Below are 20,417 nucleotides of genomic sequence, written 5' to 3'. Positions count from 1 at the left end.
TTCAGTTGATTGCGTTGACCCAGGCGGGCAGCTGAGCCTGGTGCAGATGTTCTCGCAGGGTATCGAGCAGTGCCGCTGCAGCCGGGCTTAGTGCTCGTCCCTTGCGGGTAATGATGCAGATTTCACGCTCGATCTCCGGCTCATGCAGCGGAATGAATACCAGCCCTGCAAATGAATGCACATCAGCGGCCAGGGCCGGCAGCAGGCTGATGCCCAGTCCCTGACTGATCAGAGCCGCCATGGCAGCAGGGTTGGATACCTCGATCTGAACCCGGTCCAATCGAATCGGAATATCGCCTCGCTGACTGAAGCGGGTGAGCTGGGCGCGAATGCCGGTATCCTGCGACAGCAGCAACAGGTGATCATCGGGTATCGCCTGCCATGACAGATGGGTATGCCGCGCCAGCGGGTGATCGCTGGGCACCACGAGTCCGTAGCGGTCGTGCAGCAGCGGGGCGTATTCGAGTTCGGGTTGCTGTGAGTGGTTGCCGGCGACGGCAAAATCCACCTCATTGTTGAGCACGCGCTGCTCCAGGCTGCCGGCACTTTCATCGCGGATGTTGACCTGGATCGAAGGGAAGCGGGTGCGGAACTGCAGAAAGGCTGCGGGCAACAGACGGGTCACGACCGAAGGGGAGCCCGCCACGCTGACATGGCCCTGTTGTAACTGGGCACGGGCGCGCAGGTCGGTCAGTGCTGCGGTAAAGTCCGACAGCAGGCGCTCGGCTACCGGCAGAAAACGCTCTCCTTCTGCACTGAGCACAACGCGCCGAGTGGTGCGGTCAAACAGAATCAGCCCTGCATCCTGCTCCAGCTGTTTGATGGTAGCGGTCAGGGCGGACTGGGTCAGAAATAGATGCTCGGCGGCACGTGTAAAGCTGCCGCAGCGTGCGACCTCGATAAAAGCCTGCAGATGACGAATACCGATCGAACTGCTCATTATTGATTAGCCATATTGATTAATTTATAGAATTTAATCATTTGAATGATAAATAAAGATTCTGCATCATTACCCGCCACTGAACAATGGCTGTCAGACTGTCTATTCTGTTGTGACGACAGCCCGCTTGAGCCTAGAAACAAGCCCGGAGAGCACCATGATCCCTCGCATTGACAGCATCGACGATACCCAAAGCCTGTATCTGGACTTTATCGAAACCCTGAAACAGCAGGGGTTCAAGGGGGATCTGAACCCGGACTATGCCAACCGCGTGGTGCTGGCAACCGACAACAGCATCTATCAGATCCTGCCCCAGGGCGTGCTCTATCCAAAAAACAGCGACGACCTGGTGCTGATAGCACGCCTGGCGGATCAACCCCGTTTCCGTTCAATCGTATTGAGTGCACGCGGCGGCGGCACCGGCACCAACGGGCAGTCGTTGACCGATGGCCTGATCGTTGATGTGTCAAAGCACATGAACCGGATTCTGGAGATCAATCCGGATGAGCGCTGGGTGCGGGTGCAGGGCGGGGTGGTCAAGGACCAGCTTAATGCCGCGCTCAAGCCCTACGGACTCTTCTTTGCGCCGGAGTTGTCCACCAGCAATCGCGCCACCATCGGCGGCATGATCAACACCGATGCCAGCGGGCAGGGCTCTGTGCTGTATGGCAAGACCCGTGACCATGTTCTTGAACTCACCAGTGTCTGGCTTGACGGTACGCTGTGGCAATCCGGCCCGATTGATGAGGCCGAGCTGGATACAGTCAAGCAACGCACTGATCGTGTGGGCGAAGTACACCGTCTGCTGGATGGCATTCAGCGTGAGCGACAGGACGAGATTGATGCCTGCTTCCCCAAGCTGAACCGCTGCCTGACCGGCTATGATCTGGCCCATATCCGCGATGAATCCGGCCGTTTCAATCTGAATTCCATTCTCTGTGGCGCGGAAGGCTCGCTGGCGTTTATCGCTGAAGCAAAGCTCAATGTCTTGCCGATCCCCAAGCATGCTGCGCTGGTCAACATCAAATATGACAGCTTTGAAGCCTCTTTGCGTGATGCTCAGGCCTTGATGCAGTGGCAGCCCACCTCCATCGAAACCGTGGATTCCAAGGTACTGAATCTGGCGATGGGGGATATCGTCTGGGACAGCGTGCGTAACTACTTCCCCGAGAAAGAAGGCGACCCGGTCATTCAGGGGATCAACCTGGTGGAGTACACCGGTGATGACGAGGCCGAGCTGAAAACCAAGGTGGAAAAGCTGTGCCGACATCTGGAGCAGGTCAGCGGCGAAGCTGGCAAAAGCTTTGGCTTCAGCGTGGTGTATGGCGCCAGCGAGATCAATAAGGTCTGGGGCATGCGCAAAAAGGCCGTAGGCCTGTTGGGCAATGCACAGGGGCAGAAGCGTCCGATCCCGTTTGTGGAAGATACCGCCGTGCCGCCGGAAAACCTGGCCGACTTCATCATGGCGTTCCGCAAGGTGCTGGATGATCGCGGTCTGGCCTATGGCATGTTTGGTCATGTGGATGCCGGTGTACTGCATGTGCGTCCCGCCATCGACATGAAAGACCCCGAGCAGGAAAAGCTGATCCGCGAAATTACCGATGAGGTGGTGCGCCTGACGCAAGAGTACAAGGGGCTGCTCTGGGGCGAGCACGGCAAGGGTGTGCGCTCGGAATACGCCCCTGAGTTTTTCGGCCCGCTCTATCAGGTACTGCAGCAGATCAAGGGCTGTTTCGATCCACGCAACCAGCTCAACCCGGGCAAGATTGCAACGCCTGCGATAGATGGAGCCGAACTGCTCAAGATCGATGCGGTACCAACGCGGGGACAGCACGACCGACAGATCAGCGAGGCGGTGCGTGAGCAATATGATTCCGCCATGAACTGTAACGGTAACGGTGCCTGCTACAACTACGACCCCAACGATGCCATGTGCCCGAGCTGGAAAGGCACCCGTGAGCGTATTCACTCACCCAAGGGACGTGCCTCGCTGATCCGTGAATGGCTGCGCTTGATGGCCAGCCGTGGCGTGGATGTAAAAGCGGAAGCTGAAAAGGCACGCAGCCGCAGTGGCTTGCTGGCTCTGCCGAAGAAAATCAGCAACACGCTGGCCAGGCGCAAGGGGCGCTATGACTTCTCAAACGAAGTACATGAGGCGATGATGGGATGCCTCGCCTGCAAGTCCTGCGTCAGTCAGTGTCCGATCAAGGTTAACGTGCCGGACTTCCGTGCGCGTTTTCTTGAGGTTTATTACGGCCGCTATCTGCGCCCGGTGAAGGACTACCTGGTCGGCAGCCTTGAATTCATGATCCCAACATTGTCGAAATATCCGGCTCCGTACAACTGGGCCATGCGCAATACATTGGTACGCAGTGTCATGCGCCGTATCGGTGGCATGGTTGACAGCCCCGTGATCTGCACCAACAGCCTCAAGCAAGGGCTGGATCAGCGCGGCATCGACTGGGCTACACCGGAGGTCGCCAGCAGGCTCAGTGCAGCGCAGCGTGAACGCGCCGTTGTGATCGTGCAGGATGCCTTTACCAGCTACTTCGAGACCCGCTTGGTGCTGGACCTGGTTGACCTGCTGGGCAAACTCGGATTTTACGTACTGGTGGCCCCGTTCATGCCCAACGGCAAACCGCTGCATGTACACGGCTTTATGGCGGCCTTCAACAAGGCGGCCCAGCGCAACACCCGCATGCTCAACCAGCTGGCTGAGCTGGACCTGCCGCTGGTGGGTATCGATCCCTCGATGACACTGACCTACCGCCAGGAATACAAGGACGCCATTGAAGGAGAACTGCCACCGGTACAGTTGATTCAGGAGTGGCTGAGCCAGCAGCTGGAACGTGTTGAGCTGCCTGAAATTCTGCCGCAGGGCGAATATCGTTTGATGGCACACTGTACCGAGAAAACCTCTGCTGCACCGAGCATTCGTCAGTGGCAGAACATTTTTTCTGCATTGGGCCAGCAGCTGGATGTGGTGGCGACAGGATGCTGTGGCATGTCGGGTACCTTCGGTCATGAAACCGCCAACCTGCAGCGCTCGAAGGATATTTATGACCTGAGCTGGCGCGATATCGTCAACCACCCGGAAAACCGGGGCAAGCTGATGGCTACCGGTTATTCCTGCCGCTCTCAGGTAAAGCGTTTTGACGATCAACAGCTGCCACATCCGGTGCAGGTACTGCTGGATGTGGTGTCTGCCGTTTGAAGCAGTGCGGGACTCGGGGCCGCGCGGGCCCCTAGTGCCTAAGTTGTAGTGCAAAGCGCGGGGTGATCGGCGATGATGAGGCCATCTCACGTAACTGAAACAAGGAGCACCTGATGGAAGATCTGTTGCCCGATCTCTGTGATCACTTTGAGGGACTGGTAAAGGTTGTTGAGCCCATGTTCGGCAACTACGGCGGTCGTGAAACCTTCGGTGGTGAAGTGGTTACCATCAAGGCGTTTGAAGACAACTCACTGGTGCGTGAGCAGGTGGCGCAGCCGGGGCAAGGCAAGGTGCTGGTCGTTGATGGCGGTGGCTCAATGCGCCGCGCCATGCTGGGTGACATGTTGGCCGAAAAGGCCGAGCAGAACGGTTGGGAAGGGATCATCATCTACGGCTGTATCCGTGATGTGAATGCCATTGCCGAACTGGACAATCTGGGTGTGCAGGCACTGGGTACGCACCCGATGAAAACTGAAAAACTGGGTACGGGCCAGCTGAACGTGCCGGTTACCTTCGGCGGCGTTACCTTCCACCCCGGGGACTATGTCTACGCTGATAACAATGGTGTTCTGGTTTCACCCCAGAAACTGGAGCTGCCCAAAGCCTGATCAAACCTGTTGGCGGGTGAAACGGCCCGCCACTCCAACCTGCTGCCTTATGTGTTTCTCGCAAAACTTTAAGAAGCCAATCTATCTGTTTGTTACTTAACAGATAATAAAGAAAAGTTAAAAATTTTTTTAACTTTGGTGCGACAAATCAAAAGCTGTGGCTATACTGAGTTCAACAGCGTACCGGATGTACGCTGGCCTGTCAGAGCAGGCAGAAATGGAAGTACACACTGCGCGTATCCGGCTTCCCCTTCTCCGGATACGCGCTTTCTTTTATGGGTTTATTCGTACATCGCCTGCATCGACTCTTTGGTCCACTTCAGACTGTGACGATAGGTTGCTTCATACAGCGAGATATCAAAATCACTGGGCAGCTGATCCCAGTCACCGGATTCGTACGCAATCACCTGCTTCAGAACCTGACCCATCTTGCCTTCACCTTTTGCCAGGGCCGCTTTGATATCCTCGCCCAGCGGCAGCTGTTCCAGCAGCGTTTCCTGATCAATATCCAGCATGGCGTGAAGACCCGACATCATGCCAACCATAAAAAAGCCTGACGGATTGGGCTGATGTTCACTCTGTGCAATCATTTCGCACATGTGGCCACGGGTCAGCAGGATGCGGGTGAGTTCTTCCGGCTTGTCGCGGTTAGCCGTCATCGCGATCAGTGTGGCCCATTTGCGTATCTGCTCCATACCGAGCAACACCACAGCCTCCGCGATGGACTCAACCTGACGTACAAGTGAATAAGCGGCGGAGTTGACAATGCGCAGCAGTTTATAGGTCAGAATAGGGTCGCGGATGATCAGATCTTCCAGCTTTTCAGGTGTTGCGCTGGGTTTCTGCAGCTCCTGAATCAGCTGCATCAGTGCAATCTGGTTGGCATTGACCTTGCGACCCTTCACAACCTTTGGCTTGCTCAGAAAACTGCCCTGAAACAGTTTGTAACCACTGCTGATGCAGTGCTCCAGCGTATCGAAGCTGGCAATGTTGGTCGCCAATAGAGTGGCCTTATAGGGGCGCAGGTGTTCCGCCTGCTCCTGAATACCTGACTGATCGAGCTGGCCCACATCGATTTTGATGATTTTGGCAATCTTCAGGGCGGTATCGTACTCGGGGCTGAAGCGAAAGTCGGTCAGCGCTATACGGTAACCATCCTTCGACATTTTGTGCAGGGCGCGCAGCAGATCCATATTGCCCGGCTCAGTAAGGCGGACACAGATGACGACCTGCTTGGCCGGCAATGTGGGCATGGTGCCTTCCTGGATCATGCGCGGAGCAATCTGGATAAACGCGGGCACGCGCTTCACTTCGCCCTGATCCGAAATACTGGTATAGGCGTGCAGAATCACCTCTGAGCTGGATTCAGCTTCGGGGTCCGTCTGCAACATCGCATTCAGGTGTTCGTCTTCCTTGTACAGCAGATCATAGGCGATAACACGCTGCTGGTGATCGAAGATCGGCTGCCGGGCCAGCAGAGGCTGCCCCTGTTCAGTGTTACGGTCCATTCATGTCCCCGAATCGGCGTTTTCAGGCTGGAAGTGTATAATTTTATCATGTTGCAAGCACCTGCCGGTATGGTTGAGTACGGCCTGCAGGTATAATGCTGCCCCCTGATTTGCAAGCACTGGATTGTTAATGTCACGTATCAACTGGTTTCCCGGACACATGCACAAGGCGCGCAAGGAAATTGCGCAGGTAATGGATGAGATCGATGTGGTGATCGAGGTCCTGGACGCCCGCCTGCCCATGTCGAGTGAAAACCCGCTGGTTGATCAGCTGCGGCGCAACAAGCCGGTTTTGAAACTGCTGAACAAGCAGGACCTTGCCGATCCCGTGCGGACTCAGGAGTGGCTCGATCACTTCAATGCGCGCGAAGCAATCACGGCAGTTGCACTGGATATGCAGCAGAAGGCTTTGATCAAACGAATTCCGGAACTGTGCAAGCAGATGGTGCCTGCACGCACCCGTCAGGATCGTCCCGTACGTGCCATGATCATGGGCATCCCGAATGTGGGCAAGTCGACTCTGATTAATGCACTGCTTGGGCGCAAGATTGCCAAAGTCGGCAACGAGCCGGCCGTCACGAAGGCTCAGAAGCGTTACAGTGTGCACAACGGCATGGCGTTGTCGGATACACCGGGCATTCTGTGGCCGAAAATCGAGGATGAAGACTCCGGTTACCGCCTTGCCGCCAGCGGTGCGATCAAGGATACCGCCATAGAACATGAACTGGTGGCAGCCTATGCCGCAGGCTTCATGTTGCAGGATTATCCGCAGCGATTGGTGGAACGCTATAAACTCAAAACCCTGCCAGAAGGGCGCGAAGCACTATTGGATGAGATCGGTCGCAAGCGAGGCTGCCTTCGTCCAGGTGGTGTTGTCGACCGCCACAAGGCGTCTGAAATCCTGCTCACTGAGCTGCGTGCAGGCAAGCTGGGCCCCATAACCTTCGAAACCGTCGAAGAGTGGGAACGTAAACGAATTGAGGCCGAACAGGCCGCCGCCGAAGCCGCTGCACTGGCAGCCGCTGAAGCCGGGGAGAGTAACTGATGAGTCGCGGTAAAAAACAACGCAAGATCGGCGCCTTCATGACCGTACTGGAGCGCAAGCCCAAGAAACAGGAGCGCCTTGCGGATCCGACCAGCAAGGAAGCGCGGCGCAAGCGCGCACTTGAACAGCGCAAGAAACAGAAGTCCGTGTATGAGAAGGCGCAGGGCAGTCAGAACGCGCTGGAACGTGACAAGGCCGCCGGGCGCAAGGGAACCCGTCATGGAGGGCCACTGGCGGCCAAGATTCGCAAGCTCAATGCTGCCAAAGACAAGCCCCAGGACAAAGCCATCCAGCCCGATGCTGAACAGGACGATTAAGGCGTGTCTGAGCGGGATGTCATTATCATCGGCGGCGGTGCTTCGGGCCTCATGTGCGCGGCAATTGCCGCCTACCGCGGCCGTCGGGTACTGCTGCTTGAACACACCAAAAAGATCGGTCGCAAGATTCTCATGTCAGGTGGTGGGCGCTGCAACTTTACCCATTTACACAACACAGCAGCCAACTTCCTGAGTGACAATCCGCATTTCTGTAAATCGGCGCTGAGTCGTTTTGGGGCTGCTGATTTTGTTGAGCTGGTTGACCGCCATGGCATCGAATACCACGAGAAAACACCCGGTCAGCTGTTCTGTAACGAATCCAGCAAGGAAATTCTTCAGCTGCTGCTGACCGAGTGTGAATGGGCGGGGGTTGAGATTATGACTGAAACCCAGGTGTTTGAAGTCAAGCCCACCACCAGTGGCTATGCGTTGCGCACATCCCGCGGACAATTTGTTGCCGAATCGGTGGTGGTTGCTACCGGTGGTCTGTCGATTCCCAACGGTGGTGCCACCGGATTTGCCTACCAGATCGCCGAGCAATTCGGACTCAACGTCACACCGCGTCAGGCGGCACTGGTACCCTTTACACTCCAGCCTGATCTGCTGGAGCACCTGAAGCCACTGGCAGGGGTATCTCAGCCGGTCAGGGTCAGTTGCAACGACGTGTCATTCAATGACAACCTGCTGTTTACCCACCGCGGCCTGAGCGGTCCGGCCATTCTGCAGATATCATCCTATTGGCGTGGCGGCGATGCAGTTGAAATCGATCTTGTGCCGGGCACTGACCTTGAACACTGGCTCAGACAGCAACGTGACGAGCGCCCAAAGGCCGAGGTACGTACCCTCATGGCACAGCATATGACCAAGCGCCTGGCACAGACGTTGTGCGATCTCTGGAAAATACACGACGAGATTGGCCAGTGCCGCAATGCACGCATTACCGAGATTGCCGAGCGTTTCAACCGATGGCAGGTCAAACCCTCAGGCACCGAGGGCTATCGTACCGCGGAGGTCACTCTTGGAGGCATTGATACGGCTGAGGTGTCTCAAAAGACATTCGCGGCCAACAAGGCCCCGGGGCTGTATTTCATCGGTGAGTGTCTGGATGTGACCGGGCATCTGGGGGGACACAACTTCCAATGGGCCTGGGCTTCATGTTACTGTGCAGGTCAGCATGTCTGACTGAAGTCGAAATGACAGGGAGATCCACGCATGAAAATTGGCCTGGCACTTGGGAGTGGTTCCGCACGCGGCTGGTCTCATATCGGTGTGATCAATGCACTGGCCCGGGAAGGGATTAAGCCCGAAATCATTTGCGGCACCTCAATTGGTGCATTGGTTGGCGCTTCCTGTGCAAGTGGCAGTCTCGACCGTCTCGAACAATGGGTGCGTTCACTGAGCCGGTTCGAGACCGCTCGATTTTTCGAACTGAATCTTTCTCGTCAAGGTTTCGTCAATACTGAACGCTTCCACCGCTTCCTGAATACGTACATTTCTGACGACGATACCCATATTGAATCACTTCAATGCGCCTATGGCGCGGTAGCCACCGAGCTGGAGACAGGGCGTGAGGTATGGTTTACCGAGGGCTCACTGTTACAGGCCGTATGGGCCTCAACCTCGTTACCGGGCCTGTTTCCAGCCATTCGTCATGATCACCACTGGCTGGTGGACGGCGGCCTGGTGAATCCGGTGCCGGTATCTCTGTGCCGAGCGATGGGTGCTGAGGTGGTGATTGCGGTCAATCTGAATGGCGATATCATCGGGCGCCACCTGCATAAACCTAAACCGGTCGAAACACAAAAGCCGCGCAATGGCGTGATGGGCCGGTTAACTGAGCTGGTCGACGAATACACAACCCGGCTGACCGGAGCTGATGAGCCTGAGGATCATTCACCAAGCATGTTTGATGCCATTGCCGGCTCGATCAATATCATACAGGACCGTATTACACGTAGCCGCATGGCGGGGGATCCGCCCGATATCCTGCTGTCGCCACCGCTGGCCGATATTGGGTTGCTGGAGTTTTACCGAGCAGAAGAAGCGATCAGGGAAGGGGAGCGGGCGGTGGAAGAGATGCTGCCAACCATTCACCGCCTGCTGCAACGCTAGATCTTATCGACCTCTGTAGAGGCCTTCACGTTTTTCAACAAATGCCATCACCGCTTCCTGATGATCATCGGTGTTGTGCAGCATCCCCTGCCAGGCAGCACAAAGTTCCAGAAAATCCGACAGTTCATGCCGCTGTGCCTGTTTCATCAGTCGCTTGCTCATGCGCAATGCCTGTGGCGGCTTGGCAGCCATCTGGCGAGCCAGTGTCATGACCCTCGTCATCAGCTGATCCTGAGGCACCTGTTCCAGCATAAGCCCGATCTCGACCGCTTCCTCTGCGTGTACCAGTCGTCCGGTAAGGGTGATTTCTGCCGCTCGCTGATAACCGATCAGGCGCTGTAGGAACCAGGCACCGCCATCACCGGGGATGATGCCAAGATTGACGAACGTCTCACCAAAGGTGGCGCGCTCGGAACCGATCCGAATATCGCACATGCAGGCAAGGTCGCAGCCGGCGCCAATGGCGGGGCCATTAACAGCGGCTATTACAGGGATTTCGGCTCGATGCAGGGCCAGGGGAATACGCTGGATACCCTGGCGGTATTTGCGTTCCAGTTCCAGTGCATCACCGCCAAAGGGTCCCTGGCGATGATCGCCATCACGATACTGCATCTCCTTGATATTGCCACCGGCACAGAAAGCGCTGCCATCACCGGTAATCACCAGTACGGAGACAGCCGGGGCGCGATTGGCCCACTCAACGGTGGTGACGATGTCATCGATCAGGGCTGTACCGGTCAGAGCGTTGCGCAGGTCATCGCGTGCAAGCGTGAGTACGGCAACCCGATCTTCCAGCTCCAGCCGGGCATCCTGTAGCGTGGGTATGGCGTCAGTCATGAAGCACTCCCTGTCATTATCTTTATTGGCTGCAAATTGTGACGGTAGGGCACAAGAATAACAGAACAGATACGGGTTGGGAGTCATGTTTATGAAACAAAAAAGGGCAGACCTAAGTCTGCCCAGTATCAGATCGGGGAAGATCTGGATTTAGAACTGGTTCATGGTGTTGTCTTTGCCGGAAGCCTTCAGGGCTGCATCGCCAGAGAAGTATTCCTTGTGATCGTCACCCATGTCGGAGCCAGCCATGTTCTGGTGCTTGACGCAGGCGATGCCCTGACGGATCTCCTTGCGCTGTACGCCTTCAACGTAGCCAAGCATGCCAGCGTCACCGAAGTACTCTTTGGCCAGGTTGTCGGTAGACAGGGCCGCAGTGTGGTAGGTCGGCAGCGTGATCAGGTGATGGAAGATGCCGGCTTCGCGGGCTGCATCAGCCTGGAAGGTGCGGATCTTCTCGTCAGCTACAGCGGCCAGCTCGGTTTCGTCGTATTCAACGCTCATCAGGTTGGCGCGGTCGTACTTGGATACGTCCTGACCGGCTTCTACCATCGCATCGAACACCTGCTGACGGAAGTTCAGGGTCCAGTTGAAGGACGGGCTGTTGTTGTACACCAGCTTGGCATTGGGCACTTCTTCACGGATGCGGTTAACCATCGCCGCGATCTGGCCTACGTGCGGCTTCTCGGTTTCGATCCACAGCAGGTCGGCACCGTTCTGCAGTGAGGTGATGCAGTCCAGAACAACGCGGTCTTCACCGGAGCCTTTCTTGAACTGGAACAGACCGGACGGCAGACGCTTGGGCTTGAGCAGCTTGCCGTTGGCCTTCACAACCACGTCACCGTTGTCGATGTCGGCCGCGCTGTCGATGTAGTCGCCATCCAGGAAGCTGTTGTACTTGTCACCCAGGTCGCCCGGTTCGTTGGTTACGGCGATCTGCTTGGTCAGGCCGGCACCCAGAGAGTCGGTACGGGCAACGATAACACCGTCTTCAACACCCAGTTCGAGGAAGGCGTAGCGAACGGCGCGGATCTTGGCCAGGAAGTCGGCGTGCGGAACGGTTACCTTGCCATCCTGGTGACCACACTGCTTCTCGTCAGATACCTGGTTCTCGATCTGGATCGCACAGGCACCGGCTTCGATCATTTTCTTGGCCAGCAGGTAAGTGGCTTCTTCGTTACCGAAACCGGCGTCAATGTCGGCAATGATCGGCACAACGTGGGTCTGGAAGTTGTCGATCTGAGCCTGGATGTCAGCTTCTTTCGCTGCATCACCGGCTTCACGAGCGTTATCCAGCTGACGGAACAGTCCGCCCATTTCACGGGCATCAGCCTGGCGCAGGAAGGTGTAGAGCTCTTCGATCAGCGCCGGTACAGAGGTTTTCTCGTGCATGGACTGGTCGGGCAGCGGGCCGAACTCGGAACGCAGCGCGGCAATCATCCAGCCGGACAGGTACAGGTAGCGCTTGTTGGTGTTACCGAAGTGCTTCTTGATGGCGATCAGCTTCTGCTGACCGATGAAACCATGCCAGCAACCCAGAGACTGAGTGTACTGAGAGCTGTCGGCATCGTACTCGGCCATATCCTGACGCATGATCTTAGCAGTGTAGCGTGCGATATCCAGACCGGTCTTGAAACGGTTCTGAATGCGCATGCGAGCGGCGTATTCAGGGTTGATCGCTTCCCAGGTGTTGCCGGCAGCAGCGCGAACTGTAGCGATGGCGTCGATCTCGTTTTTGTAAGCTGACATGGTCATTCCTTCACAGTGTTTGTGTTTAGGTAATGTTGGATCGGGTTGACCCCGTTCCAGATCTTGCGACACTGGCATTCCACTGGACTGACAGTGCCTTGTTGCAGCGAATAATGGGCGCATGATGGAAGGGTGTCAAAATGATTTTGTGCACAGCAACAAAAATGTAGTATCACTACATTCAAAATCATTATCAGGCTGTAATTTAACTACAATGACAAAAACGGCTATAAATTGAAAAAACCCAGTGATTACCGTAGTTTGACTGCCTAAAACTTAAGGATTAGCCACTTTGGTATTAGTAAATAATATCCGATTTTACATGGTTTTTAAGTTATTTTAGTTATCTTGCTTATACCTAAAAAATCTAAAAGAGTCTGACTACATTTCCAGTAAAAATGCGTTATATCAGGCACTTATGGTGAATTTCCTTACGACCAAAGTCGATCAGATACAAAAAGGCCACCCCGTTAAGAGTGGCCTTTTGAGGTAAAATACGGGCTGGCAGGGAGTTATTCGAGATAAAAACTCCCCTGGTTGAGTAATGCCAGTATCAGGAAGGAGGTCTCGTCATCAAACGAAGGTCTAAGCCTGTGATGATGGCACAATTGCTGTGCGATTTTTTTTGCTGCAGGCGCGTAAACCGGGAATGATTGTCCATCCGCAAACAGGGTAAGGCTGGAGCCATCATTCTGATGCCAGGCCAGACGCGCTCCTTCTGCACGTACCAGTTCTGCACCACCTTCAAGTGCTTGAGCCAGCTCGGCTGACGTCAGGGTTTCGTCACTTCCGGCCAGCTCCGGGTACTTCGGCTCAGTCATAAAGGTACCAAACCAGTGTGCAAGTCGGTCAGGGTCACCAAGATATTGCTGCAGGATTGAGCTTAGGCGCGCGATTGCGGCCGCATCAATTTCACCTGGGTTGGCAGCCGGTGCCAGATCAGCATCGGTGTAACGCAGGTCGGTACTGAGTGAGTCACACAGACTGTCGGTGAGGCCACGCAAGATCTCGGCATGGGAAGGCGCCCGAAAACCGATCGACCAGGTCATACAGCCATCACCCACACCGACACCGTTGTGACCCACTCGAGGCGGCAAATAGAGCATATCCCCCGGATTCAGTTCCCAGCTCTGCTCGGCATGCCATTCCGGCAGGATCATCACCGGAGTATCTTCTCGTCGCGGGGAGTCTTCACCAAACAGGCCGCCCACTTCCCAGCAACGTACGCCTTCGGCTTGCAACAGAAACACATCGTAGTTGTCATAATGCGGACCCACACCACCGCCATCACTGGCGTAACTGATCATAAGATCATCGCGCCGCCACTGGGGAATGAAGTTGAAGGCCTCCAGCAGCGGGGCAACATCCGGTACCCAGTGATCCACGGCCTGAACCAGCAGCGTCCAGGGGGCGTCACCCAGCTCAGCAAAGCGTTCAGGCGCAAAGGGACCGTGCTCAAGCGCCCAGTGTCCGCTGGCAGGATCATTGATGATCAGGCGGGATTCGATCTCGTCTTCACACGCCAGGCCAGCCAGTTCATCCGCATCAATGGCCGGCTTGAAACCGGGAAAGGCGTTACGAATCAACAGAGGCTGCTTCTGCCAGTAGTCACGCAGAAAGATTTCAGGGCTCAGCTCACCCCAGTTCAGTTCAGTGATCAAGATTAAGTAGCTCCGCCATTTCAGTGACCGCATCTTCAAGCTCAGCCATCACCTTGCGCTTGTCACGGTTGGCCAGTGCGGCCTGACGGTCGTTACCGACCATGCGAATACATTTCTGAATGCGTGCCATGCAGCTGTGCACCCCTTCCACGTTAAATTCGAACTGTTCGTAGTCGCGGGCGGTCTGCTGCAGGCTGTTGCGCAGGGCTTCCGCCTGGGCGGCCAGCTCAAGCAGGCTGTGTGAATGGCTCATGGGTCTCTCCTTGTTGGTTACAGACCTCAGTCTGACAGAGTGGGGCATTGGCACCGAAGTCGACTTTGGTTCAGTGCTTCTCGCGCTCCAGCACCTCTTCAACCGAAGTCAGAATGCCGCGCAGCATGCCCAGCTCGGCCTTTTCGGGGCGGGTGCGATTGAAGTAGCGGCGCAGTTTGTCCATCACCCGCCCCTCATGCTGAGGGATGATGAATCCGGTGCGACGCAGCACCTTTTCGAGATGTTCATAAAACAGGGTGATTTCACCCTGACGCGGGTAGGGGGCAGGCTCGGATACGGCTTTTGCACCACGGGCGGCTCGGCGCAGCTCGTAGGTGACCAGCTGGATCGCCTGGGCGATGTTGAGAACCGGGTAGTCTTCATTGGCATCGATGTAAAGATGGCGGTTGCACAGCAGCATCTCTTCATTGGTGAGCCCCATGGTTTCACGCCCAAACAGAATGGCGATCTGGCCGCTGCGGGCCTCATCCACCATCATGGCTGCGGCTGCTTCGGCATCCATCAGCGGCTGGTCGAAACTGCGCTGGCGAGCGCTAGTGCCGATCACCAGCTGACAATCGGCAATGGCCTCTTCGACGGTCTTGACCACCACGGCATTGTCGAGCAGATCCTTGGCACCGGCTGCACGGGACTCCGCCTCTGCATGCGGAAACTCGATGGGGTCAACCAGCCAGAGTTGGCTCAGGCCCATATTTTTCAGCGCACGGGCCGCAGCGCCGATGTTGCCGGGGTGAAAGGTGTTGACCATGATGATACGGATATTGTCGAGCATGCTGAGCCTCACAAACGAAAGTGAGCCGCATTATAGGGGGCGTAGCGGGTGAGACAAAGCAACAGAGGCCGTATCCGGCTCACAGCCGCCGACACCAGTGTTTGAGATCATGTGCAAAGCGTTCTTTATGCCAAAGGTGTGGCGAGTGATCTGCCTTGGGGTATATATGCAGCTCGGGGAAGGGCAGTTGCGCTTCAACCCACTGCGACACCTCTGAGCCGTAAAACTGGCTGCTGTCACCGTAGATCAGCAGAGCCGGCAGGTCGATCTGTGGCAGCAGGTCGCGGTAGTCCTGTTGCGTCAGCGAATCCCAGCACCGAGTCAGTGCCGCTGCGTTCAGTCCGCGCAGATAATCTCGCATCTGCTGAAAACCGCGCGAGTTGGCTTCATAGTTCTCGCGGCTGCGTCGGTTAAGGCCGTGCGCCGCCAGTTCCAGCACCCCTTCGGCAAAGTCCTGCTCCAGCCGTTGCAGGAAGCGCTGATTGCGCTCGTAATCGAAGTCGCCGTAGATGCCCAGAGGCCAGTCGATATCGGTAACCAGCTTGGGGGACTGATCCACTATGCACAGGCCACCGAGACGCCCAAGTCCGTAGCTGCGAATGTACTCCCAGCTGATCAGAGCGCCCATGGAGTGGCCTACCAGTACCGCATCGCGCAGATCATGCTCGGTGAGCAGGCGGTCAAGATCGGCCGCCAACTGGCTGATTACCATCTGATCGCAGGATGGAGGTTCATGGGTGCCGTGGCCACGGGCATCCCAGCAAAACACCTGGTGGGATTCAGCCAGCTCGGAGGCGAAAGGGAGCCATTCGCGAGCGCCAGAGGTCCAGCCATGCAGAAACACCGCGGGCTGGCCCTTGCCCAGGCTGACATATCGGATGGGGTGATTATCGGTCGCGAGCAGTGTTTCCATACCTGCACCTGTAAAAAACTGTCATGGAATCAAAAACGGGGCCAGAGGCCCCGTGAAACAATTTAGATGCGCTTGGCCTGAGCCGCAGCGTTGCCGGTGTAGAGTGATGGCGTCAGCGCCTTGAGCTCATCCTTGGCACTCTGGGGCATATCCAGCGTGTCGATGAAGTCCTGAATGGTGGACTGGTTCATGGTCTTGCCACGGGTCAGGTCCTTCAGTTTTTCGTAAGGCTTCTCGATACCGTAGCGGCGCATCACGGTCTGAATCGGCTCGGCCAGCACTTCCCAGGCGTTGTCCAGATCCTCAGCCAGGCGGGCAGCGTTGATTTCCAGCTTGCTGATCCCCTTGAGGCTGGCCTGGTAGGCGATCAGGCTGTGGCCAAAACCGACGCCCAGGTTGCGCAGTACGGTGGAGTCGGTCAGGTCACGCTGCCAGCGGGAGATCGGCAGTTTGCTGGCCAGATGCTGCATGATCGCGTTGGCGATACCCAGATTGCCTTCGGAGTTTTCGAAGTCGATCGGGTTAACCTTGTGCGGCATTGTGGAAGAACCCACTTCACCGGCCACGGTCTTCTGCTTGAAGAAACCAAGCGAGATGTAGCCCCACACATCACGGTCAAAATCGATCAGGATGGTGTTGAAACGGCACACGGCATCAAACAGCTCGGCGATGTAGTCATGCGGCTCGATCTGAGTGGTGTACGGGTTCCAGCTCAGACCCAGGCTCTCGACAAAGGACTTGGCGTTGGCTTCCCAGTCGATATCGGCATAGGCGGACAGGTGGGCGTTGTAGTTACCCACCGCACCGTTGATCTTGCCCAGATACTCGATATTGTCGATCTGCTTCAGCTGACGCTGCAGGCGGTAGGCGACGTTGGCCATCTCCTTGCCCATGGTGCTCGGCGAAGCGGTCTGACCGTGGGTACGGCACAGCATCGGCTGGTCAGCATGCTCGCGACCCAACGCCGCGATGGCATCAGTCACCTGCTGCATCTGATTGCGGGTAACTTCGACGCCGTGACGCAGCATCAGTGCATGGGACAGGTTGTTGATGTCTTCAGAGGTGCAGGCGAAGTGAACAAACTCGCTGATCGCGGCCAGTTCGGCGTTATCGGCGATCTGTTCCTTGATGAAGTACTCAACCGCTTTTACATCGTGATTGGTGGTGCGTTCAATTTCCTTGATGCGCTCGGCATGTTCAACTCCGAACTCATCCACGATGCGGTTCAGCTGCGCGTTGGCCGCTTCACTCAGCGCCGGAACCTCCACAATCTGCGGGTGGGCTGCCAGCTGCTGCAGCCAGCGGATCTCGACCTGGACGCGGAAACGGATCAGACCGAATTCACTGAATACAGCACGCAGGTCGGCAGTTTTGCTGCCGTAGCGGCCATCAACCGGGGATACGGCGGTAAGGGCAGAAAGCTCCATGTTACACAGTCTCACTCTTGGCTTGCGTCGATAAAGCGCGAATTATACGGGAAATGGCCGCAGCTGGGTACGCCAGTGCGGCCCGGATCAGGAAGACTTGAGGATGCGTCTGAGCGAAGGCTTCAGGCGCGAACGGAAAAACAGCATATGCCAGCGTTTGCCGCCAACCTGCCGCCAGAGCAGGGCAGAGCGAATGCCGGCCAGCAACAGGGCGCGGATACGCGCGGCGTTTTCACTGTTCTGCAGATGTCTCGGATCCCCGCCAACCTGAATACGAAAGCTGAAAGTGCTCACGGTGGTTTGATACAGACCATCCAGCGCCGCAATCACATTGCTGTGGGTATAGGCGGATGGATCAAGCTCGGTGTTTTCATCCTGCTCACTGAAATAGCGTGCCTTGCGTGCCACTTCATCGATGCCTTCACCGACTTTCTGCATCACATCCGGGTGTTTGTCGAGCTGACGTTCCAGCATGATCATGCCGAGTACATATTGCACAATCTGTTTGTTCTGGGCGCTCTCGTTCTTGTCCACCATATCCTGCAGGTGGCGCAGGCCGAGGTTGAGCGAGTAGGGGATGTCGCTCACGCCGCCATACACGTCTTCCGTTTGGCGGGGGCTGGTCACGAACAGGCTGGCAATGCTGGTTTCAAGGTTGTTCTGGGGCACCATGCCACGACGGGCGATCTGGTCCACCAGGCTGGCGGCCTGAAACATCCCTGCCAGCGCGATGGTTTGTTCATCATGTTGACGCGACATCAGTGCTCCTTGGCCGAACCGGCGATCGAATGGCGCGAGGTGGTTTCGATAACGCCACCACCGAGACAAAGGTCATCAATATAGAGTACAACGGACTGACCCGGGGTTACGGCACGCTGTGGCTGATCAAACACCACTCTATAGCCCCCCTCGGGGGCGGCCTCCACCGTGCAGTCCTGATCCGCCTGGCGATAGCGCACCTTGGCTCTGCAGCGCAGCGGCAGCTCGGGCGCTTCACCGCTGATCCAAAAAATATCACCAGCGTGCAGCCAGTCGGAATAGAGCAGGGGGTGTTGTCCCTGAACCGCGATCAACACATTTCGATCCAGATCTTTCGCCGCTGCAAACCAGGGCTCTTCGGGATAATCCTTGAGACCACCAATGCCCAGCCCCTGCCGCTGACCGATGGTGTAGTACATCAACCCCTGATGCTGGCCGATCACGTCCCCTTCGGGAGTTTCAATGTTGCCTGGCTGTGCCGGCAGGTATTGTTTAAGGAAATCACTGAAACGGCGCTCACCGATAAAACAGATGCCGGTGCTGTCCTTCTTGTCATGCGTGACCAGGCCATACTCTTCCGCCAGTTGTCGGACTTCCGGCTTTTCGAGCTCACCCACCGGGAACAGTGTCAGTTCAAGTTCGTTTTCACCGACCTGATGCAGGAAGTAACTCTGGTCCTTGTTGGGATCAAGACCTTTCAACAGTACCGTGTGCCCGTCACGCTTACCGCGACGTACATAATGGCCGGTGGCAATCAGATCAGCCCCCAGCAGCTGGGCATATTCAAGAAATGCCTTGAACTTGATCTCACGGTTGCAGAGGATGTCCGGGTTGGGTGTACGCCCGGCCTTGTACTCTTCGAGGAAATGCTCAAAGACGTTATCCCAGTACTCGGCGGCAAAATTGGCGCTGTGCAAGGGGATGCGAAGCTTTTCACATACAGCCTGAGCATCGGCCATATCTTCCTTTGCCGTGCAGTATTCGGTGCCGTCATCCTCTTCCCAGTTTTTCATGAACAGGCCTTCAACCTGGTATCCCTGTTGCAGCAGCAACAGGGCCGAAACGGAAGAATCGACGCCGCCGGACATGCCGACGATCACTTTGGTCTGGGCGTTGGCAGAAGTCATGGTTCAGACAGTTTCCTGAATAAAGTCCAGAGGGTAACGGGTGCCGTTAAGGTAATCATCAATACACCGGGTAACCAGCTTGCTGCGCAACCTGTCGCGATGCTGCTCCAGCTCTTCCCGCGTTAGCCAAAGCGGGCGAATAATGCCCTGATCCAGGGTCGCTCCGGCCTGCTCGCTGATGGCCCGGGCAATAAAGCAGAAGCGGTGATAGGTTACGCCATTGGAAGGGGCGTGATAAGTATACATGCCAAGCAGCGCCTCAGGCTCGACCTGCCAGCCCGTTTCCTCCAGGGTTTCACGCCGAGCAGCCTCAACAAATGATTCACCTTCCTCAAGGTGGCCTGCAGGTTGATTGATAACGACCTTACCGGTCGCCATCTCCTCGACCAGCAGAAAACGGCCCTCACGTTCAACGATACAGGCAACAGTGGCGTGGGGTGTCCAACGCATTGCAACTCCGTGATTCGGTTTGGATACGGGCGCAATAATACCAGTTCCCGACAGTCGTTGTCTGGTATGAGATCAGCGCCGATCTAACGTTGCCGAGGACGCGGCTTCGGGCTGCGGCGCGGGGAAGGGCGGGCTGGAGTGGCCGGCAGGTGTACCTGCTCTTCACGCCACTGGCCAGGGGCCAGATTATCCAGCGTCCAGTTGCCAATGGACCAGCGGATCAGGCGCAGAGTCGGGAAGCCCACTTCGGCTGTCATGCGCCGCACCTGGCGGTTGCGCCCCTCGGTAATGACCAGCTCAACCCAGCTGGTGGGCTGCTCCCTGCGGAACCTGACGGGCGGGTTGCGTGGCCAAAGCCAGTGGGGCGGGTCGATACGGCGTGCTCGCGCCGGGCGAGTCGGCCCGTCCTTGAGCTGAACGCCCTGACGCAGCCGATTAAGTGCCTCTTCACTGATTTCGCCATCAACTTGAACACAGTAGGTTTTGGAAAGCTTGAATGCGGGATTGGCCAGTTGCTGCTGCAAGCGACCATCGTCCGTCAAAATGAGAAGCCCCTCGGAGTCAAAATCGAGACGGCCGGCTGCGTAGACGTCAGGAACCTTGATGAAATCCGCCAGCGTCGAGCGTCCTTCAGTGTCCGTGAACTGGGTCAGTACACGAAAAGGCTTGTTGAACAGAAGGATTCTCGACATGCAGTGACCGGTCGG

At 56.5% G+C, this 20,417-nt stretch carries 19 protein-coding genes; 6 read left to right on the top strand and 13 right to left on the bottom strand.

Going from position 1 to position 20,417, the window contains the following annotated elements; translation table 11 throughout:
* Position 1: 1 nt before the first annotated feature.
* A complete protein-coding gene (locus tag ABIE60_RS03685) occupies positions 2 to 940 on the bottom strand; it encodes a LysR family transcriptional regulator (RefSeq protein ID WP_354467854.1) in 939 nt (312 codons plus the stop codon).
* Positions 941 to 1,097: 157 nt separating this feature from the next.
* Between ABIE60_RS03685 and ydiJ the strand changes: the two genes are divergently transcribed.
* Both ydiJ and rraA read left to right on the top strand, forming a co-directional pair.
* Complete coding sequence (gene ydiJ, locus ABIE60_RS03680) at positions 1,098 to 4,154, top strand: D-2-hydroxyglutarate dehydrogenase YdiJ (RefSeq protein ID WP_354467852.1); 3,057 nt, start codon at positions 1,098 to 1,100, stop codon at positions 4,152 to 4,154.
* A gap of 113 nt (positions 4,155 to 4,267) precedes the next feature.
* Positions 4,268 to 4,762: a ribonuclease E activity regulator RraA gene (rraA, locus tag ABIE60_RS03675; RefSeq protein ID WP_354467850.1), complete on the top strand. Its 495-nt coding sequence runs from the start codon at positions 4,268 to 4,270 to the stop codon at positions 4,760 to 4,762.
* Between the two features lie 281 nt (positions 4,763 to 5,043).
* On the opposite strand, the gene ABIE60_RS03670 is transcribed toward rraA, so the two are convergent.
* Positions 5,044 to 6,270 (bottom strand): EAL and HDOD domain-containing protein, encoded by a 1,227-nt coding sequence (locus tag ABIE60_RS03670; protein ID WP_354467849.1) that lies wholly within the window; start codon positions 6,268 to 6,270, stop codon positions 5,044 to 5,046.
* Positions 6,271 to 6,400: 130 nt separating this feature from the next.
* Between ABIE60_RS03670 and ylqF the strand changes: the two genes are divergently transcribed.
* Genes ylqF through rssA form a run of 4 tightly spaced genes read left to right on the top strand, consistent with a single transcriptional unit; the run spans position 6,401 to position 9,744 of the window.
* Positions 6,401 to 7,315: a ribosome biogenesis GTPase YlqF gene (ylqF, locus tag ABIE60_RS03665; RefSeq protein WP_206841505.1), complete on the top strand. Its 915-nt coding sequence runs from the start codon at positions 6,401 to 6,403 to the stop codon at positions 7,313 to 7,315.
* Positions 7,315 to 7,632, top strand: a complete 318-nt coding sequence (locus ABIE60_RS03660; RefSeq protein ID WP_354467847.1) for a hypothetical protein — start codon at positions 7,315 to 7,317, stop codon at positions 7,630 to 7,632. Before ylqF ends, ABIE60_RS03660 begins: the two co-directional genes overlap by 1 nt.
* 3 nt (positions 7,633 to 7,635) lie before the next feature.
* On the top strand, positions 7,636 to 8,814 hold the full coding sequence (locus tag ABIE60_RS03655) for a BaiN/RdsA family NAD(P)/FAD-dependent oxidoreductase (RefSeq protein ID WP_354467845.1): 1,179 nt from the start codon (positions 7,636 to 7,638) through the stop codon (positions 8,812 to 8,814).
* Positions 8,815 to 8,844: 30 nt separating this feature from the next.
* Positions 8,845 to 9,744, top strand: coding sequence for a patatin-like phospholipase RssA (gene rssA, locus ABIE60_RS03650; RefSeq protein ID WP_354467843.1), 900 nt, complete (start codon positions 8,845 to 8,847; stop codon positions 9,742 to 9,744).
* A gap of 3 nt (positions 9,745 to 9,747) precedes the next feature.
* Here rssA and ABIE60_RS03645 read toward each other — a convergent pair whose 3' ends face one another.
* The 11 genes from ABIE60_RS03645 to ABIE60_RS03595 form a co-directional block, all read right to left on the bottom strand.
* Positions 9,748 to 10,581 (bottom strand): enoyl-CoA hydratase-related protein, encoded by an 834-nt coding sequence (locus ABIE60_RS03645; RefSeq protein WP_354467841.1) that lies wholly within the window; start codon positions 10,579 to 10,581, stop codon positions 9,748 to 9,750.
* Positions 10,582 to 10,731: 150 nt separating this feature from the next.
* Positions 10,732 to 12,327 carry an isocitrate lyase gene (locus ABIE60_RS03640; RefSeq protein WP_354467839.1) on the bottom strand — a complete coding sequence of 532 codons (1,596 nt, stop codon included), beginning with the start codon at positions 12,325 to 12,327 and terminating at the stop codon, positions 10,732 to 10,734.
* Between the two features lie 512 nt (positions 12,328 to 12,839).
* A complete protein-coding gene (locus tag ABIE60_RS03635; protein ID WP_354467837.1) occupies positions 12,840 to 13,988 on the bottom strand; it encodes a ribosomal protein uL16 3-hydroxylase in 1,149 nt (382 codons plus the stop codon).
* The gene (locus ABIE60_RS03630) at positions 13,978 to 14,241 is read right to left on the bottom strand and encodes a hypothetical protein (protein WP_354467836.1); all 264 of its coding nucleotides are present in this window, start codon (positions 14,239 to 14,241) and stop codon (positions 13,978 to 13,980) included. Before ABIE60_RS03630 ends, ABIE60_RS03635 begins: the two co-directional genes overlap by 11 nt.
* Positions 14,242 to 14,311: 70 nt before the next feature.
* Positions 14,312 to 15,034 (bottom strand): RNA methyltransferase, encoded by a 723-nt coding sequence (locus ABIE60_RS03625; RefSeq protein WP_354467834.1) that lies wholly within the window; start codon positions 15,032 to 15,034, stop codon positions 14,312 to 14,314.
* Positions 15,035 to 15,113: 79 nt separating this feature from the next.
* Positions 15,114 to 15,947: an alpha/beta fold hydrolase gene (locus ABIE60_RS03620; RefSeq protein ID WP_354467832.1), complete on the bottom strand. Its 834-nt coding sequence runs from the start codon at positions 15,945 to 15,947 to the stop codon at positions 15,114 to 15,116.
* 62 nt (positions 15,948 to 16,009) lie between these two features.
* Positions 16,010 to 17,374, bottom strand: coding sequence for an adenylosuccinate lyase (gene purB, locus ABIE60_RS03615; RefSeq protein WP_354467830.1), 1,365 nt, complete (start codon positions 17,372 to 17,374; stop codon positions 16,010 to 16,012).
* A gap of 87 nt (positions 17,375 to 17,461) precedes the next feature.
* Positions 17,462 to 18,133 carry a high frequency lysogenization protein HflD gene (gene hflD / locus ABIE60_RS03610; protein ID WP_354467828.1) on the bottom strand — a complete coding sequence of 224 codons (672 nt, stop codon included), beginning with the start codon at positions 18,131 to 18,133 and terminating at the stop codon, positions 17,462 to 17,464.
* Complete coding sequence (gene mnmA / locus ABIE60_RS03605; RefSeq protein WP_354467827.1) at positions 18,133 to 19,260, bottom strand: tRNA 2-thiouridine(34) synthase MnmA; 1,128 nt, start codon at positions 19,258 to 19,260, stop codon at positions 18,133 to 18,135. The genes hflD and mnmA overlap by 1 nt, the downstream gene beginning before the upstream one ends.
* 3 nt (positions 19,261 to 19,263) lie before the next feature.
* The gene (locus ABIE60_RS03600; protein ID WP_354467826.1) at positions 19,264 to 19,710 is read right to left on the bottom strand and encodes an NUDIX hydrolase; all 447 of its coding nucleotides are present in this window, start codon (positions 19,708 to 19,710) and stop codon (positions 19,264 to 19,266) included.
* An 83-nt stretch (positions 19,711 to 19,793) separates the two neighbouring features.
* Entirely contained in the window at positions 19,794 to 20,402 is a 609-nt protein-coding gene (locus ABIE60_RS03595) for a pseudouridine synthase (RefSeq protein ID WP_354467824.1), read from the bottom strand.
* Positions 20,403 to 20,417 lie beyond the last annotated feature (15 nt).

The organism is Marinobacterium sp. MBR-109 (assembly GCF_040547565.1).
GTDB lineage: Bacteria > Pseudomonadota > Gammaproteobacteria > Pseudomonadales > Balneatricaceae > Marinobacterium.
The sequence above is the reverse complement of the archived record's forward strand: the minus strand, read 5'-3'. Positions and strand labels throughout refer to the sequence as shown.

Coding starts and splice junctions, on each gene's coding strand:
- ABIE60_RS03600 (WP_354467826.1), bottom strand. CDS start 19,710: ATGCGTTGGACACCCCACGCCACTGTTGCCTGTATCGTTGAACGTGAG.
- purB (WP_354467830.1), bottom strand. CDS start 17,374: ATGGAGCTTTCTGCCCTTACCGCCGTATCCCCGGTTGATGGCCGCTAC.
- ABIE60_RS03645 (WP_354467841.1), bottom strand. CDS start 10,581: ATGACTGACGCCATACCCACGCTACAGGATGCCCGGCTGGAGCTGGAA.
- ydiJ (WP_354467852.1), top strand. CDS start 1,098: ATGATCCCTCGCATTGACAGCATCGACGATACCCAAAGCCTGTATCTG.
- rssA (WP_354467843.1), top strand. CDS start 8,845: ATGAAAATTGGCCTGGCACTTGGGAGTGGTTCCGCACGCGGCTGGTCT.
- mnmA (WP_354467827.1), bottom strand. CDS start 19,260: ATGACTTCTGCCAACGCCCAGACCAAAGTGATCGTCGGCATGTCCGGC.
- ABIE60_RS03660 (WP_354467847.1), top strand. CDS start 7,315: ATGAGTCGCGGTAAAAAACAACGCAAGATCGGCGCCTTCATGACCGTA.
- ABIE60_RS03685 (WP_354467854.1), bottom strand. CDS start 940: ATGAGCAGTTCGATCGGTATTCGTCATCTGCAGGCTTTTATCGAGGTC.
- hflD (WP_354467828.1), bottom strand. CDS start 18,133: ATGTCGCGTCAACATGATGAACAAACCATCGCGCTGGCAGGGATGTTT.
- rraA (WP_354467850.1), top strand. CDS start 4,268: ATGGAAGATCTGTTGCCCGATCTCTGTGATCACTTTGAGGGACTGGTA.
- ABIE60_RS03630 (WP_354467836.1), bottom strand. CDS start 14,241: ATGAGCCATTCACACAGCCTGCTTGAGCTGGCCGCCCAGGCGGAAGCC.
- ABIE60_RS03595 (WP_354467824.1), bottom strand. CDS start 20,402: ATGTCGAGAATCCTTCTGTTCAACAAGCCTTTTCGTGTACTGACCCAG.
- ABIE60_RS03670 (WP_354467849.1), bottom strand. CDS start 6,270: ATGGACCGTAACACTGAACAGGGGCAGCCTCTGCTGGCCCGGCAGCCG.
- ylqF (WP_206841505.1), top strand. CDS start 6,401: ATGTCACGTATCAACTGGTTTCCCGGACACATGCACAAGGCGCGCAAG.
- ABIE60_RS03640 (WP_354467839.1), bottom strand. CDS start 12,327: ATGTCAGCTTACAAAAACGAGATCGACGCCATCGCTACAGTTCGCGCT.
- ABIE60_RS03620 (WP_354467832.1), bottom strand. CDS start 15,947: ATGGAAACACTGCTCGCGACCGATAATCACCCCATCCGATATGTCAGC.
- ABIE60_RS03625 (WP_354467834.1), bottom strand. CDS start 15,034: ATGCTCGACAATATCCGTATCATCATGGTCAACACCTTTCACCCCGGC.